Source organism: Vibrio nereis NBRC 15637, assembly GCF_001591105.1.
In the GTDB taxonomy this organism is placed as follows: domain Bacteria; phylum Pseudomonadota; class Gammaproteobacteria; order Enterobacterales; family Vibrionaceae; genus Vibrio; species Vibrio nereis.
This window is the reverse complement of record NZ_BCUD01000001.1, coordinates 80,179-95,817: the sequence shown is the minus strand read 5'-3', so window position 1 is coordinate 95,817 and position 15,639 is coordinate 80,179. Positions and strand designations below refer to the sequence as shown.

The window sequence follows — 15,639 nt, the reverse complement described above, 5'->3', positions numbered from 1 at the left end:
GACGAGTACTGAAACAATCAGTGATTGTCAGGGAGCGATATGCTACCGAAAAGCTTTGCGTATGTACAGTTCGAAAGTTAAGCAAAACCAGTACCAAGTTAGCACTACAGAGAAATCTATTAGACCGACCACACATAATCACTTGTATTTCTCAACTCGACCTAAACAAATGACTAACGAAATCTTTAAAATACTGAATCTTACGTACTGTTCTAGCCCCAGCAGGATACAAAAAGGAAATGGGGGCATCGTCGTTACTTAAGCACCTTGGCATCACCTCAACTAATGACCCATTGGCAAGTTCTTGCTCAATCGCGAGGTAAGACTTAATCGCCAAACCACTACCGTGCAGTGCTCCCTCAGTTAACATATCTGAGCTGGATACGATCAGCTTCTTTGCCATCTGAATCGATTGGCTAGATTTGTTGCCATGCTTTACCATCAGGCTTGTTTGCCAAGGTAAACACACCCAAGCAGCCTGCTGAAGCTTGGTGACGGAATCAATATCACCGAATTGGGCAATATACTCTGGTGAAGCACAAATCACGCGCTTATTGTCGGACAACTTGTAGCCCACCATTGAGCTGTCCACCAGCTCACCGACACGAATAGCACAATCGGTCATCTCTTCGGCCAAAGGAACAAACCGATCCGAAACATTCAGGTCAATGGTTAAATCTGGATGTTCAGCTTGAAACTTGGGCAAACTCGGCATAACAAACCGCTTGAGCACCCAAGGGGACATCGTTACTCGCAAGTGTCCTCTCAACTGAGTTGAACGGCCACTGATTTCACATTCCGCCTGTTGAAGCTCTTCAAGGATAAACTCGATTCTCTCCAAAAAACGAGCCCCCTCGTCACTTAACTTGAGCGAACGGTTACTACGGTGGAACAACGCTACTTTGAGAGATTGCTCCAACTTAGACAAACGATGACTCGTAGTGGCAACCGATATTCCCAACACACGTGCCGCAGGTGAAATACCACCATGCTTGGCGACCGCGACAAAGGTTTCCAGATCATTAACACTATACATTTCGAAATTTTAGAAAGCAGGTTTCAATAATTAGCCATATTACACAACTTATTCTAACAATAGAATATTCCTAGTTCAGTCATCAGACATGGATAGATAACATTAGGAATCCAATATGATTAAGTTCTATTACCACCCAACACCCAACCCGATGAAGATTGCGCTGTTTTTAGCCGAAACTGACTTGCCGTTCGAATTAGTCCCTGTAGATACCTTTAAAGGCGAGCAGCATGACGCGGAGTTTAGAAAGGTCAATCCCAATGGAAAACTGCCTGCGATTGATGACAATGGCGTGTTCGTCTTCGATTCTACGGCGATTTTGCTCTATCTTGCAGAGAAACACAGTCAACTGTTAGGCCAAGCAGAACACAAAGCTCAATTGCTATCATGGTTAATGTTCATTTCATCTGGGCTTGGTCCATTTTCTGGCCAATCGGTGCATTTTCATTACGCTGCACTAGGGCCAAATGACTATGCTAAAAACCGCTTTATGAAAGAAGCAGAGCGCCACTACGCCATTTTGGACCAACACTTGGCAGGCAGAACCTATCTTGTCGGCGAGCAATTTACCATTGCAGATATTTCAGCTTGGGGCTGGGTAGATAAAGCTGACCGTGTACTGGGCGAAGGGCGTTTAAGTGACTACCCTAACCTGCAAACATGGTTTAAACGCATCAATAGCCGCCCTGCCGTTGAAATGGCGAGAACAATGGGAACAAGACATGAGTTTAAAAACATCATGGATGAGGAAGCGAAAAAAGCACTGTTTCCTTCTAACTTCAACCTGTCATAAATTTCACGCGTACTAAAGCCAAAGTAAGCTGGCTTAACTGCTCATTAGCCAGCTTAAATTCGCGCGGGGTTCTACCATTTTCAATCAAACAATAGCTGCAAGTTAAACTTTAGAAGTACCGCAAATTTTTCTAACCACCCTACCTGTCTATTTACCCAAGAATACACTTTTAATCGCAAATCAAATCAAAGATATCAGCAACCTAGCAATGAAATCTTGACGCACTCTTATGCGAAGCACTTAACATGATTTAACACTATAACTTTCAAGTTTATTATTCTCATAAATAGCACATAAACCACTCAAAAACTCAAAGTAAGATTGGCAATCTAACTTCAATAATTTCATTCACTTACAACCACATGAAATGGAATGCCATTCTAATTAGAGGGACCAACCGTGCTAGGGAATAAAACCAAACTCTGTATGATAATCGGCAGTGTGCTGGGGATAAGCGGCTGCTTTTGGGACGATAACAACAGCTCACCGACTGTCTCTATCGAATCAGAGCATGCTCAAACATACGGCCAAAGAGAAATCACCATTCAAATTAACGCTGCCGATCCTGATGGCGACACACTCTCTTTCCAATGGGAGCAACTCCAAGGGACTAGCCAACTCGATTTAAGCAACGTTGATGAGTCAGGCAACCTGACATTACGCTTACCGGAGTTAACCGAGACAGAAACCTTCGTGTTGAAGGTCACCGTCAGCGATGGCGAGTTTACGGTAACTGACTCGATCGAAATTAACGCAGATAAGTCAAACCCAATACCAACGGCAAAAATTATCGGTAAAGATACCATCTCCCGAGTCCTTAACTGGCCAATCGCAAACCAAGCCAACCTTTCCGTACTGTCTAGCGACGGCTCTGTTGGCGTCAACCCTAAATGGCGGGTGACACAAGCACCTGATGATAGCCAGTATCAAATTACTAGCCAAAACTCACTGAGCACTGGGTTCTATGCCGATACCTTAGGGCAATACACGCTTGAGTTGATTTTGGACAACGAACAAGGCCTATCTTCAACGGCTTCTTTTAGCATTAACGTCATCGATGATCTGGATGGCGATGGTGTCCAAGATGGCGCCGACTTAGACGCCGATGGAGATGGCTACCTTAAAGATGACCTTTTCCCCGCAGATAAAGCATCACACTCAGACAGCGATGGTGATGGTATCAGCAACTATCACGACACCGATGAAGATGGTGATGGTGTTGTTGATGAACTTGATGGGTACCCATTTGACGCAGGTAAAGACAGCTGGCCGGAACATATTGAAGCGAGCTGGAACAATGATGGCATTTCTGTTTCCGAAACGGTCAATGGCTTCCCTGCATTTATTTCGGGAGCTATACAAGGCACTAATGGTTACGATCAAGATTACTTTAAACTTGCTTTACCGGAAGGACGCGTATCTATTCAGCTCAGAACCTCGAGTGAATTCAGTGGTTTCTTAACACTGGTTAACGCGCAAGGTGTCCCTGTTGCCTTCATCGAGCACTCACTGCCTAATCAACGTATTATCAGCGCTGTTGTTCCTTCTGCGGGCAACTACTACTTTGCACTTGGCTCCGACGTCAGCACTAAAATCGATTATCAAGCACTCATTTTCCTAGATTCAGACCAGGATGGGTTAAGTGACGATCTTGAAAAAGCCCTCGACAGCAATGCCTTAAACTCTGATAGCGATGGCGATGGGTTGAGCGACGGCGTTGAGTTCTATGGCCGAAGCACACCCGTTCTTGATTTAGATAACGACGGGCTACCATCTTGGTGGGACCTAGACAGCGATAATGACCTGATTGCCGATCAACTTGAAGCCATCAATATCGCTCTCGATGTCGACCTAGACGGGAATATTAACAGCCAAGACGAAGACAGCGATAACAACGGCATATTAGACAGTATTGAAGTCGGTGATAATGTATTGGAGCCAGCGAATAACGATGGCGATTCTGCGTCTGACTTCGTTGACCTAGATAACGACAATGATCTAATCGATGATAACCAGGATAACGATCTAAATACCGTGATGCTTCCCTCTATCGATAGTGCTTTAGAGATCACCGAGATTAAAGATAGCAACGGCCAAACCACATTCCAGTGTTTACCGACCCATACAGTCAATATTACTCTGTCAGACGGCAGTGCTCTTACTAACCTTAAAGTGATTGCAAGCCACCAAGCTAGCAGTATTGAACTGCCACATAGCGTCAATGGCCAAGAGCTAGAAGTCAATTGTGCAGATCTAAAAATCGGCAACAATCTTCTTCTAATCACGGATGGAGCGACCCGATCGGGTGAGTACCCTCTGGAAGTTCTTCCTGAAGACAGTTTGTACTTAAACCAAGTTTCTTTAGTTAATGACCTGTTGACTTTAGAAGGTGAAAATTTAAACCAAGCCTTCAAGCTACACTTCCCTGCAGGGGTGGTAGACATCAACGCAAGTAATGGTTCTGAAAGTCGCACTATCACACTGCCAAATGATTTTACTGCTGGCGAAGTTTATATCGACCACGCAAATGGGCAAACTCAGCGATACATTGTGAATTACAAAAACACCACAGAACACAATGTAACTGCTCAATTGCCGGACGGTATAACCGCTGAAAATTTATACCTATCGACCACATTAAATAATGAAGTGCCTTTCACCGCTGATGGCGCGACAGTCAACATTGACGTTGCAAAACCAGAAGTGGCCTCACTGGTTAAATACATTAACGACGAACTGCATACCATTGGTTACGTGCCCGTACTGCCAAATACGCAAGCGGCGCACATTACTTCTGCGACTACCGCCGTCGGCTACCTATGGTATGGAATCAACTATGATTGGTCATCAGAAGGTGCTGAACAAACTCTGCAAGACATTTACGCTTTAGAAAGCGTACAAAAGTTAGGTGCGTTTATTTATAGCGGACTAGCGAACGATATCGATTACATGGTATCGCAAGAAATTTATCAGTCCCCACATTACCTGCAAGCACTGAATGACATCAAAGCCTTGTTATCACAAAGCCAAAACGCAGCCGTTCAAGCTCGCTCTTCTTCTCAAATCGTCATCACACCAGAGGAAGAGATAGACGATATCGGGGTGAAAATTGATGCGAAAAATCAATTCAACATCGAGAATGACACACGCCTACACCTTGCTTTTCAAGTCACCGATACCGAAGGTAAAGCGATTTGCCAATATGGTTCTGGTATGTGGAGTTCAAACTATGTCGGCCCTCAGGAGACAATGTGGAATATCGCGTCTACAGGTGTATGTAATGGCTCTGCTGTGCAGGATTCAAAAGTCAGAGTGCTAAGTGCAGGCATCGATAATAGCTACGACGCAAAGTTAACTCCTAGCCAGATTTCCGCGCATGAACAAAACATACGCCAATTTTTGGTTTCGAGAACCATTATTGATGGCGTCGTACTGCCTCAATTAATGTTCATTTTGGATAATGCGGGTCTACTGACCATCAGTAAAAGCAAGCTCGCCTCTATTTTTATGCAAGAGGCTCCTTGGTTTTCTGCGGAAGTACTCGAATTTACTAATGGTGGTCAAAGCCTAGACGAATTTAAAACAGATGTCGTAAATAAACTGATTAATGACTTCGTCAGCTATGGCCCTGTCACTCAAGCCATTTTCAAAGAAGCGGCAAAAAATTTAACCGCGGAGGCGCTGGCAAAACTCGCAGGAAACGCAGTTAAAAAAGCTATTCCTGTCTTGGGTCAACTGCTTGTCGTCAAGGACTTAACTTTAGCTGGGATTGATGTGGGTAAAACCCTGACGGATCTGTCAACGGTTGATGTTGTTCTCGATTTTGAAGTAGAAGTCGCACTCGAAATAGACAACGTTGAACCCGCAGTTATCATGCCAGATGAGGAAGATAAGAAAATCACCATCACGGGTAAAGGATTCCAACCAGTCAAACCTGACTTCTGGAGCAGTAAGAAGTACCCGCAGGTTACGCTAACCAGCACAGTATCTGGTATCAGTAAATCGTATAAGCCTTACTACATCAATAGCGATGGTACAGAGATGTGGTTGTATGCGGACGCCAGCCTGTTCGATACCGACGATGACATCTTTGATGTTTCGGTCAAACATTTGGCCTTTGATTTACCTGCAGAAGAAGCAATAGAGGCAATCAAAGTAGATGCCGACTTAGTGCTCACCAGCGTATCTAAAACCCAAGCTGCAGCGAATGATATGTTGACAGTAACAGGGTCTGGTTTTTCTAAATATGCCTCGGAAAATGTGGTGATGTTTGGTGAGCATCAGGTCTCTATACTGCACTTAACTAGTACTAGTGTGACTTTCCGTATACCTAAAGATTTGGCACCAGGCACTTACCCGGTGAAGTCCAAACGTTTAGACATTAAAAACGCAGATTGGTCAAATGAGTTACAAGTCGAGGTCGCTGAAGCAGACATCGTGATTACAGTGTGTGACAATGGTGGCGCGAAAGACGATAATTTTGCACTCGATGTGAATGGCCAGCGTCTTGGACAAACTGCCACAACGTATAGCAAATACTGCTTCTCGTTCCCACATACACTGCCAACTGGCGTGCATACTGCGACCTTAACTGGGCTTGATGCTCCTGACGGAATTGGTACTTACAGCATTTCGTTTGCTGGGGTCACAGAGCTCAGTGGTTCTCCGACATCAGGCCATGATTTGGTACCAGGTTCAACGCCTAAACGATACACCTTCAAGGTCGTGCAACCGCAATCACAACGGATGTTTGTAATCCCTCAAAGTGTTCCGAGTACCCTAGGCATCGAGTAATTTAGATAGCAATGGCCAACCTGTATTTAGGTTGGCCTTTTCACAGGATAAGTCATGCAAGACGACAACCAACAACACTGGCAGTATGGCGAAAAATCGAACAAAGCATTCCCGCTTCGCTTGCCTCCCGCAAAACAGCGACGCACCTTCTTTATTCTAACTGCTATTCTGTTCTCTCTGTGGAGCTCTTCCGTGGTTCTCCTATACGATATGTTTACAGATATCTTGCCTGCTCGTACAGACATTGGTAGAGGAGTTAGTGTAGAGGAGCTTTGTTTCTTTCTATTTTTACAGTCTTACTTAGTATGGATTTGGCGTTACACCGCCCCACTCTCTGTTTGGCGTTATAAAAAAGACCAATACAATCGCCCGACATTGAGCAGCAAGCAACAATGGGTCGCGAGCCTTATCACGCTGATACTTTGCGTTGCGTTTGTCATTCTAGACTATTACTTACTGCTCCATTTTTAGTATCAACGATAAGAAACCCTTTAACCAACCAGGACTTTCAACAGTAAAAACACCCAGACGTTTGGACGTCTATATTGACATATAGCCAATGTACCAGTAGGCTTCTTACCTCCCTTACTGTCAATACTATCGTTTACATGTCCTGTTCCCAAGATTCAAACCAAACCACGGCACCATCTGCGGTCGCACTGATCCCTTTACTCGTGTTCCTAGCGCTGTTTATTGGCGTGGGCACCTACCTCTCTTTCCAAGGTGTCGATTTCGCGTTTTACCAACTGCCTGCACCTGTAGCGGCATTGCCTGCCATCGTGGTGGCTCTGTTGCTCAGTAAAGATTCGCTTAACCGCTCTATAGAACAATTCTTACGCGGTGTCGGCCATCAGGACATCATCGCGATGTGTATGATCTACTTGCTCGCAGGCGCATTTGCTGCAGTCGCTAAAGCCTCTGGCGGCGTGGATGCCACAGTGAACCTGGGTCTATCTGCTATCCCAACCAGCATGATTCTGCCGGGCATCTTTTTGATCTCCGCTTTTATTGCAACAGCGATGGGGACCTCTATGGGCACTATCGCGGCGGTTGCACCAGTTGCGATGGGTATTGCCCAATCAGCAGGAATGAGCCTACCGCTGACCGCTGGGGTCGTGCTCAGTGGCGCAATGTTTGGTGATAACCTTTCAATCATCTCCGATACCACCATCGCGGCAACGCGCTCTCAAGGCTGTGAGATGAAAGACAAATTCCGCGAAAACGTGCGCATTGCTCTGCCTGCTGCGTTCTTTGCACTGGTGCTGTTCGCCTTCAACAGCTCGGCGACGCAAGTACCAGAAACAGGCCCGATTGAATGGCTTAAAGTACTACCTTACATTACGATTCTTGTGCTGGCGGTCGCTGGCTTGAACGTGTTTGTGGTGCTATCGGTGGGAATTCTACTCGCTGGTGGGGTGAGCCTAACCTCGGTGGATAGCTACACGCTGACCGATTTAAGCAAAGATATTTATGCTGGCTTTGGCAATATGCAGGAGATCTTCTTGCTGTCGATGATGATTGGGGGCTTGAGCGAGCTCATGCGTCGCCAAGGTGGCTTAGCTTTCTTAACCAACTTTATCAGTAAGACAATTAAAGCGTTTAGCTCTAGTCACTCTTCAAAAGCCAACAGCCGCGCAAGCGAACTCGGCATCGGGAGTCTGGTGGCGCTGGTCAACACCTGCACCGCCAACAATACCGTCGCGATTATTGTCTCGGGTAGTGTGGCGCGCGAATTGGCGGAAGAGCACAACGTCACGCCGCGCCGCTCAGCCAGTTTGCTGGATATCTTCTCATGCGTTATGCAGGGCGTACTGCCTTACGGCGCTCAGGTACTTCTGCTAGGTTCTGTGTTCCAGCTTTCACCTATCGAGATAGTAGCAAACTCATACTACTGCTTTGCGCTGGCGATCGCAGCCTTACTGGCGGTGTTCTTTAAGCATCCATCACGCCGTTCAGCATTAGTGGCTAATCGCTAAGCCAAACAAAAATCACAGCTCCAAACAGCGAAGCCAGTCAACCGTGACTGGCTTTTTTAGGGTTAAGTACTGCCAGATACGAAAAAGCCCCGACAACTCATTGAGTTATCGGGGCTTTAAAATAAATGGCACGCCCTATTGGATTCGAACCAATGACCACATCCTTAGAAGGGACGTGCTCTATCCAGCTGAGCTAAGGGCGCGCTACAGGGAAAGGATTATACGAGTTCAAACTCGTAACACAAGGGCTTTTCATAACATTATGATCTGAATGACTAAAAAAAAGTCACTAGATTATATTTTGATTAAAAACACCACGAAGCAAACGTTTGCTTATAGATGTTCGTCAAATAATTTGCGACAATGCGCTGCAAATTATTCGCCATTCTCATTGAAGGAAAGTCATGACTGCTCAAAATATCGATGGAACGCTTATTTCTCAAACTGTTCGATCAGAAGTTGCTGCGCGAGTAAAAGCTCGTGTGGAAGCTGGCCTACGCGCACCTGGTCTTGCTGTGGTATTAGTCGGTGAAGATCCCGCTTCTCAAGTTTACGTTGGCAGTAAGCGCCGCGCGTGTGAAGAGGTTGGGTTTGTGTCTAAATCTTTTGATCTTCCTGCAAGCACCAGCGAAGAAGAGCTACTTGCTCTGATTGATGAGCTGAATGCAGACAATGAGATTGATGGTATTCTAGTTCAGCTTCCTCTTCCGGCTGGCATTGATTCAACACACGTGCTGGAACGTATCCACCCAGAGAAAGATGTGGATGGCTTCCACCCATACAACGTAGGTCGTCTAGCACAGCGTATTCCTAAGCTTCGTTCATGTACACCAAAAGGCATTATTACCTTATTGGATCGCTACAACATTGAATTACGCGGTAAACACGCGGTCGTCGTTGGCGCTTCTAACATTGTTGGTCGCCCAATGACACTAGAGCTGCTGCTTGCTGGCTGTACTACCACGACTTGTCACCGTTTTACGAAAGATCTAGAAGGCCATGTACGCCAAGCTGACGTTGTTGTTGTAGCTGTTGGCAAACCAAACTTTGTGCCTGGTGAGTGGATCAAAGAAGGCGCTGTTGTGGTCGATGTGGGTATCAACCGCCTAGATACAGGCAAGCTAGTTGGCGATGTGGAGTATTCTAAAGCGCGTGATCGTGCAAGCTTTATTACCCCAGTTCCTGGTGGTGTTGGCCCGATGACAGTGGCAAGCCTGATTGAAAACACTATGTTGGCTTGTGAACAGTTCCATACAAAAAAATAGCCAATGCGTACTGTTAGATAGCAAAACGGGTAGCCACTGAGCTACCCGTTTTTTATTTCGTCATAGAGCGTTTACAGGCTCATGATAACGCCTGCGATCGACGCGCTCATCAAGTTTGCCATCACCCCAGCAGTGATCGCTCTAAAGCCATGCTTAGATACAAATGCGCGCTTTTCAGGAACCAGTGACCCTAGTCCACCAATCAGCATCGCCATGCTTGAGATGTTCGCAAAACCACACAGTGCAAAGGTCACAATGGCTTGTGAGTGTTCACTCAACTCAGACTGTACTTCCGCCAACTGGATGAAAGCAACAAATTCATTCACCACGATTTTGTTACCTATCAGAGAGCCTGCGGTAATCGCTTCACTCCAAGGAATACCCAGCAACCAAGCAACAGGCGCAAATAGGTAGCCTAAGATCAGTTCAAAACTCATCTCTGTGCCAATTTGGTCACCAAACCAACCTAGCATGCCGTTTAAAAGTGCTATCACACTGATAAACGCCAGCAGTGTACCACCAACAGAAACAGCAATACGGACGCCAGCCATGGCACCATCTGCTAACGCTTCAACCACGTTTGTCGCGCGTGGGATCTCAACATCGCTAATATTAATGTCTGGTGTTTTCACCTCAGATTCTGGCATCAGAATTTTTGCCATTAAAAGACCGGCTGGTGCCGACATAAATGCTGCCGCGATCAGGTAGTTAAGATCCACACCCAACGAGGCATAGCCAACAAGCGTACCACCAGCAACAGAAGCCAAGCCTCCCGTCATGACTGCGAAGAACTGAGAGTCACTCATATGCTTTAGGTACGGCTTGACCATCAGCGGCGCTTCAATCGTACCAACAAAAATGTTTGCAGTGGCAGACAAAGACTCCGCTCGACCGATCCCTAATAGTTTTTGAATTCCACCACCAATGAAATTGATCACTCGAGGCATCACACCAAGATGGTATAAACCTGAGATCAGCGCAGAGAAAAAGATGATGATACCAAGCACGTTGATCGCAAAGGTGAACCCACCTGTAGCAAGATCACCAAAGAGGAAGCCGATACCTTCTTGCCCGTAGTTGATCAAATTAGAAACGACACCACTGACCGCGCGTAGCGCTTCACGCCCAGCGGGTACATAAAGTACCAGCAGTGCAAATACCACTTGCAAAGCAAAAGCGAATACGACCGTTTTAATCTTGATATTTTTTCTGTTTGTAGAAAGTAGCCACGCCAAGGCAAAAATGGCGACGATTCCAAGTAGTGAGTTCATAAGTATTCCGACGAAAAAGGGGCAAATAAATTGCGCCGGATAATATGCAGATAAAAATGAGATGCAAATCACAGTTGTTAACAAACTGTATTTTGCAAAGTTCAATAAACAACCAAGAAGATAACTCTATGTTTTATATGGATATAAACGTTTGCTAACTGGGATTTTTTCCATTTGGAAAATATGTTTATAGGAAAGGAAATAATTTCTTACGTTTATGTTACCCAAAAAAGCTTTCAGCTAGCGCTGAAGGTAAGGAGCAAGTTGCTTGTCCCAATAACATGGCGAGCCAATTTTTCCTTTGATAAACTCGATAACCGCCGCTGTCTTTTTGGGTAAATATCGACGAGAGGGATAAACCGCATAGAAAGGCATGTCTTGGCTAGGCTGCCAATCCGGCAACAATTGAATAAGTTGGCCATCTTTAAACTCATCCCGGATAAGATATGTTGCTAAATAAGCAATCCCCCACCCTGCAACGGCCGCATCCCGAACAGCTTCGGCTAAATCAACCGAATAGTTACCCGATATTTTGACATTGAGCTGCTCCCCCGGTTTGGCAAACGCCCAACTGGTGTAGTCCCTTTCCCAACTTCTGTAAATCAAACAGTTGTGAGTGGCCAAATCATTCGGATGGTGCGGCGTATCGTGTTTCATTAAGTACTCAGGAGATGCGGCAACGACAAACTTGCTGTCCGCCAGTCGCTGTGCGACGTACCCTTCGGGTAGGGTTTCATTATTAGTGATCCAGAGATCCAACCCTTCTTGCAGCATATCAACACGGTAGTCAAACAAATGCATTTCAACCTGAAGGTTTGGGTATTGATCTCTGAACTCATCGATTGCTGGTAAGATGTGCAATGAACCAAAAGATTGCGAAATGCCGATCTTTATTAATCCGGACACTTCATCGCGCTGGCTTTCTATCTCTCTCTGAGCTTCTTCTACTGTCTGGACGATTTGTTGGCAATGGTTAAAAAACTGCTCCCCGACCTCGGTTGGGGTGAAACTTCTCGTTGTTCGCTGTACCAGCTTTACACCCAAAGATTCCTCAAGTAACGCAAGCTGCTTACTCACGTGCGAAACAGAAACCCCTAAGCTACGTGCCGCAGCGGTAAAATTTTTATGGGTCAGCAACGCTGAAAATATCACCATCTGAGAAGCGCGATCAGATAACACAATAACTCCGAAAATAATAAGGGGCTCAACTGAGCCCCTTCAAAAATAATTATAGAACGATTCTATCAGCCAAATGGCTCACCGCCAGTGCAAAGTAGTAAGAACGATTCCACTTCATCAACACGTTATAGTTATTGTAAACCAAGTAGGCTCTGCCATTCGCATCATCAGGGGCAATCAACCAGGCTTTAATATCGTTATCTAACTGAGGCAATGGACGGCCATCGTAACGAGTGAGACCAAGCTCGCCCCACTCTTTCAAGTATTTGCCTTTTTCAGCGCTTCGTCCTTGAATACTGGTATCAAACCCTTCCGGCAATTTGATCTGACGGCCCCAAGTATAATCTTTTTGCCACCCAGATTGGCTTAGGTAATTCGCAGCAGAAGCAAAAACATCGGCTTCCGTGTTCCAAATGTCTTTCTTACCGTCACCGTCGCCGTCTGCAGCAAATGACAGGAATGAACTCGGCATGAACTGGCATTGGCCCATTGCACCCGCCCACGAGCCTTTAAATTCAGAATGCGGGATATGGCCCTCATCCAAAATCTGTAATGCAGCCATGGCTTCCTTGCGGAAAAACTCTTCACGTCGGCCTTCGTAAGCCATGGTAGACAGCGCATCGATCACGCTGTAATTACCAGTGAATCGGCCAAAGTTACTTTCTACGCCCCACAGCGCAACGATGAATCTTGGCTGTACACCGTATTTTTCACCAACCGCAGTCAGTGCCTCATGGTGCTTTTGGTACAGTGCTTTCGCCTGTTTGACCTTCCACGCCGGTACCGCTCTTGGAATGTACTCATCGAGTGTCAGTTTTTTCTCTGGCTGGTTGCGATCCGCCTTCACCGCTCTTGGCTTGTATGTGACATCTTCAAATGCCACCGAAATAACCTGTTCAGAAATGCCTTTCGTTCGCGCTTCTGCTTTTAATTTTTCAACGTACTGCTCAAAACTCATCTCATTCGCAAACGCTGAGCTAGCAATAGATGCACCTAGTATGACTGACAAAAATTTTTTCACATTGCCCTCCTTGAGCAACTGATTAAATGATGTCCGTTATTATTATTCTTCGGACTGTTGGCGAGCTTTTTTCTGCTCTTTGTATTCTTCCAAAAGATTCTTTGGTGGTGGCGGCAATTGAAGGAAAAAACCCTCACTTTCCAGAGATTGTTTCACTTTTTCAATATCGACAGTCGCAAGTTGACGACCGTCTAACTTGATCATCATAACCATGGTAGGTTTACCAAACATCTGCATTAATGTGTCTGGAACTTGTGAAAAATCATCCTTTTTTGGGATATAGAGGTAAGCGCCCTCTTTTTTCGAACTTTTATAAATTGCACAAAGCATGGGAGGCCTTTTGTCCACTAAGAGTCAATAAACGTTAATGTTTCACTTTTTTGAGAGCAAAACACTCAATTGAGCGCAAGATAACTTGCTGTGCTTATTGTGGGAATATAACATGAGAACCCTAGTCTCAGGCAACGCCCTTACGAGGTTGTAAGAAAAAAGATGTCACATTCTCCAGACCTAAAAGGCAGTAGCTTCACATTGTCGGTTTTACATTTAAGTGATAACGACATTGAGAAAACTGTGCATTTCCTCAAAGAGAAAGTAGAACAAGCACCGACTTTCTTTGCATCTGCACCAGTTGTCATCAATATTTCAAAAGTAGATGGTGATATTGATTTCCAAGCACTGAAAAATGGAATCGCAGACGCGGGAATGATTCCAGTGGGAGTTACGGGTTGTAAAGACAAACGAACCCAGAATTTGGCGTCTGACGCCTCGTTCGCCATTATGTCGGCGAGTAAATCGCCAAATCAGGCACCCGCCAAAATGGCTCCGACCAAGATAGTTCGCTCTCCTGTTCGTTCAGGTCAGCAAGTCTATGCTAAAGATTGTGATTTGGTGGTACTCAATCACGTAAGCGAAGGAGCTGAGGTCATTGCAGATGGTTCGATTCATATCCACGGAACATTACGAGGACGTGCTATCGCAGGTGCAAGCGGCAACCAAGATGCGGTAATCATCTGCAATAAGCTCAACGCCGAACTCATGTCTATCGCTGGGCACTACTGGTTAACAGAGCAGTTTGCTGAAGAATTTTGGCAACAAAAAGTAATATTTAGCTTGAGCGATGATTCACTCAAGTTCGAGCTATTAACGATTTAAAGATTATAAGGAACAAATAATGGCACGCATTATTGTTGTAACGTCAGGTAAAGGTGGTGTTGGTAAAACCACGTCAAGTGCCGCGATCGCATCTGGTCTTGCGGTAAAAGGCAAGAAAACCGCGGTTATCGATTTTGATATCGGTCTGCGTAACCTTGACCTAATCATGGGCTGTGAACGTCGTGTCGTGTACGATTTCGTTAACGTTATCAATGGTGAAGCAACACTAAACCAAGCGTTGATTAAAGATAAGCGTACTGACAACCTGTTCATTCTGCCGGCTTCTCAAACACGCGATAAAGACGCGTTAACCAAAGACGGGGTCCAACGCATCCTTGATGAGTTAGATGAAATGGGCTTCGATTTCGTTATCTGTGATTCACCAGCAGGTATCGAGCAAGGTGCTCTTATGGCACTTTACTTTGCCGATGAAGCGATTGTGACAACCAACCCTGAAGTCTCTTCAGTTCGCGACTCAGACCGCATTCTCGGTATTTTAGACTCTAAGTCTCGTCGTGCTGAAGCGGGCCTAGAACCTGTGAAACAACACCTGCTACTGACTCGCTACAACCCTGCACGCGTAAGCCAAGGCGACATGCTGAGTGTAGAAGATGTGGAAGAGATTCTTCACATTTCATTGTTGGGTGTTATCCCAGAAAGTCAGGCGGTATTGAATGCGTCAAACAAAGGTGTACCTGTAAGCTTTGATGAACAATCAGATGCGGGTATGGCCTACAATGATACAGTAGAACGTCTGCTCGGTGAGCAAGTGGATTTCCGCTTCTTGACTGAACAGAAAAAAGGAATCTTTAAACGACTATTTGGAGGCTAAAGAGGCATGTCACTACTTGAGTTTTTCCGCCCGCAGAAAAAATCATCTGCGAATTTAGCCAAAGAGCGACTGCAAATTATTGTTGCAGAGCGTCGTAGCCAGGGGGATCCAGCGCCTTCTTATTTACCTCAACTGAAGGAAGATATTCTAAAAGTTATTGGTAAATATGTCGCTATTGACCCAGCAATGGTTGACCTCTCCTTTGAGCATAAGGACGATGACATTTCAGTACTAGAGCTGAATGTTAAGTTACCTGAAGACGAGAAGTAATCTCTAACTCAGCATGACAAACCCTCTGTAGTGCAGAGGGTTTTTTA

13 protein-coding genes and 1 tRNA gene are annotated in these 15,639 nt (G+C 45.5%); 8 read left to right on the top strand and 6 right to left on the bottom strand.

Annotated features, from left to right (window positions below):
- Positions 1–151: 151 nt before the first annotated feature.
- Positions 152–1,036, bottom strand: a complete 885-nt coding sequence (locus VNE01S_RS00465) for a LysR family transcriptional regulator (protein WP_053396448.1) — start codon at positions 1,034–1,036, stop codon at positions 152–154.
- Between the two features lie 115 nt (positions 1,037–1,151).
- Between VNE01S_RS00465 and VNE01S_RS00460 the strand changes: the two genes are divergently transcribed.
- The 4 genes from VNE01S_RS00460 to VNE01S_RS00445 all read left to right on the top strand — a co-directional run bounded on the left by VNE01S_RS00460 (position 1,152) and on the right by VNE01S_RS00445 (position 8,599).
- Entirely contained in the window at positions 1,152–1,829 is a 678-nt protein-coding gene (locus VNE01S_RS00460; protein WP_053396449.1) for a glutathione S-transferase family protein, read from the top strand.
- A gap of 399 nt (positions 1,830–2,228) precedes the next feature.
- The gene (locus VNE01S_RS00455; RefSeq protein WP_156309894.1) at positions 2,229–6,623 is read left to right on the top strand and encodes an IPT/TIG domain-containing protein; all 4,395 of its coding nucleotides are present in this window, start codon (positions 2,229–2,231) and stop codon (positions 6,621–6,623) included.
- 54 nt (positions 6,624–6,677) lie between these two features.
- Entirely contained in the window at positions 6,678–7,094 is a 417-nt protein-coding gene (locus tag VNE01S_RS00450; RefSeq protein ID WP_053396451.1) for a hypothetical protein, read from the top strand.
- Between the two features lie 137 nt (positions 7,095–7,231).
- Entirely contained in the window at positions 7,232–8,599 is a 1,368-nt protein-coding gene (locus tag VNE01S_RS00445; protein ID WP_053396452.1) for a Na+/H+ antiporter NhaC family protein, read from the top strand.
- A 126-nt stretch (positions 8,600–8,725) separates the two neighbouring features.
- Here the strand turns inward: VNE01S_RS00445 and VNE01S_RS00440 are convergent.
- Positions 8,726–8,802, bottom strand: a tRNA-Arg gene (locus VNE01S_RS00440).
- A gap of 201 nt (positions 8,803–9,003) precedes the next feature.
- On the opposite strand from VNE01S_RS00440, the gene folD reads away from it, so the two are divergent.
- Positions 9,004–9,864, top strand: a complete 861-nt coding sequence (gene folD, locus VNE01S_RS00435; RefSeq protein ID WP_053396453.1) for a bifunctional methylenetetrahydrofolate dehydrogenase/methenyltetrahydrofolate cyclohydrolase FolD — start codon at positions 9,004–9,006, stop codon at positions 9,862–9,864.
- A gap of 71 nt (positions 9,865–9,935) precedes the next feature.
- Here folD and VNE01S_RS00430 read toward each other — a convergent pair whose 3' ends face one another.
- The 4 genes from VNE01S_RS00430 to VNE01S_RS00415 form a co-directional block, all read right to left on the bottom strand.
- Positions 9,936–11,135: a NupC/NupG family nucleoside CNT transporter gene (locus VNE01S_RS00430; protein ID WP_053396454.1), complete on the bottom strand. Its 1,200-nt coding sequence runs from the start codon at positions 11,133–11,135 to the stop codon at positions 9,936–9,938.
- A gap of 240 nt (positions 11,136–11,375) precedes the next feature.
- A complete protein-coding gene (locus tag VNE01S_RS00425) occupies positions 11,376–12,314 on the bottom strand; it encodes a LysR family transcriptional regulator (protein ID WP_053396455.1) in 939 nt (312 codons plus the stop codon).
- A 49-nt stretch (positions 12,315–12,363) separates the two neighbouring features.
- The gene (locus VNE01S_RS00420; protein ID WP_053396456.1) at positions 12,364–13,335 is read right to left on the bottom strand and encodes a lytic murein transglycosylase; all 972 of its coding nucleotides are present in this window, start codon (positions 13,333–13,335) and stop codon (positions 12,364–12,366) included.
- A gap of 42 nt (positions 13,336–13,377) precedes the next feature.
- Complete coding sequence (locus tag VNE01S_RS00415) at positions 13,378–13,665, bottom strand: YcgL domain-containing protein (protein ID WP_053396457.1); 288 nt, start codon at positions 13,663–13,665, stop codon at positions 13,378–13,380.
- Positions 13,666–13,827: 162 nt separating this feature from the next.
- Between VNE01S_RS00415 and minC the strand changes: the two genes are divergently transcribed.
- Genes minC through minE form a run of 3 tightly spaced genes read left to right on the top strand, consistent with a single transcriptional unit; the run spans position 13,828 to position 15,592 of the window.
- Positions 13,828–14,490: a septum site-determining protein MinC gene (minC, locus tag VNE01S_RS00410; protein WP_053396458.1), complete on the top strand. Its 663-nt coding sequence runs from the start codon at positions 13,828–13,830 to the stop codon at positions 14,488–14,490.
- A gap of 19 nt (positions 14,491–14,509) precedes the next feature.
- Positions 14,510–15,322, top strand: coding sequence for a septum site-determining protein MinD (gene minD, locus VNE01S_RS00405; RefSeq protein ID WP_053396459.1), 813 nt, complete (start codon positions 14,510–14,512; stop codon positions 15,320–15,322).
- 6 nt (positions 15,323–15,328) lie between these two features.
- A complete protein-coding gene (minE, locus tag VNE01S_RS00400; protein WP_053396460.1) occupies positions 15,329–15,592 on the top strand; it encodes a cell division topological specificity factor MinE in 264 nt (87 codons plus the stop codon).
- Positions 15,593–15,639: the final 47 nt, after the last annotated feature.

Coding starts and splice junctions, on each gene's coding strand:
- VNE01S_RS00465 (WP_053396448.1), bottom strand. CDS start 1,036: ATGTATAGTGTTAATGATCTGGAAACCTTTGTCGCGGTCGCCAAGCAT.
- VNE01S_RS00460 (WP_053396449.1), top strand. CDS start 1,152: ATGATTAAGTTCTATTACCACCCAACACCCAACCCGATGAAGATTGCG.
- VNE01S_RS00450 (WP_053396451.1), top strand. CDS start 6,678: ATGCAAGACGACAACCAACAACACTGGCAGTATGGCGAAAAATCGAAC.
- VNE01S_RS00445 (WP_053396452.1), top strand. CDS start 7,232: ATGTCCTGTTCCCAAGATTCAAACCAAACCACGGCACCATCTGCGGTC.
- folD (WP_053396453.1), top strand. CDS start 9,004: ATGACTGCTCAAAATATCGATGGAACGCTTATTTCTCAAACTGTTCGA.
- VNE01S_RS00430 (WP_053396454.1), bottom strand. CDS start 11,135: ATGAACTCACTACTTGGAATCGTCGCCATTTTTGCCTTGGCGTGGCTA.
- VNE01S_RS00415 (WP_053396457.1), bottom strand. CDS start 13,665: ATGCTTTGTGCAATTTATAAAAGTTCGAAAAAAGAGGGCGCTTACCTC.
- minC (WP_053396458.1), top strand. CDS start 13,828: ATGTCACATTCTCCAGACCTAAAAGGCAGTAGCTTCACATTGTCGGTT.
- minD (WP_053396459.1), top strand. CDS start 14,510: ATGGCACGCATTATTGTTGTAACGTCAGGTAAAGGTGGTGTTGGTAAA.
- minE (WP_053396460.1), top strand. CDS start 15,329: ATGTCACTACTTGAGTTTTTCCGCCCGCAGAAAAAATCATCTGCGAAT.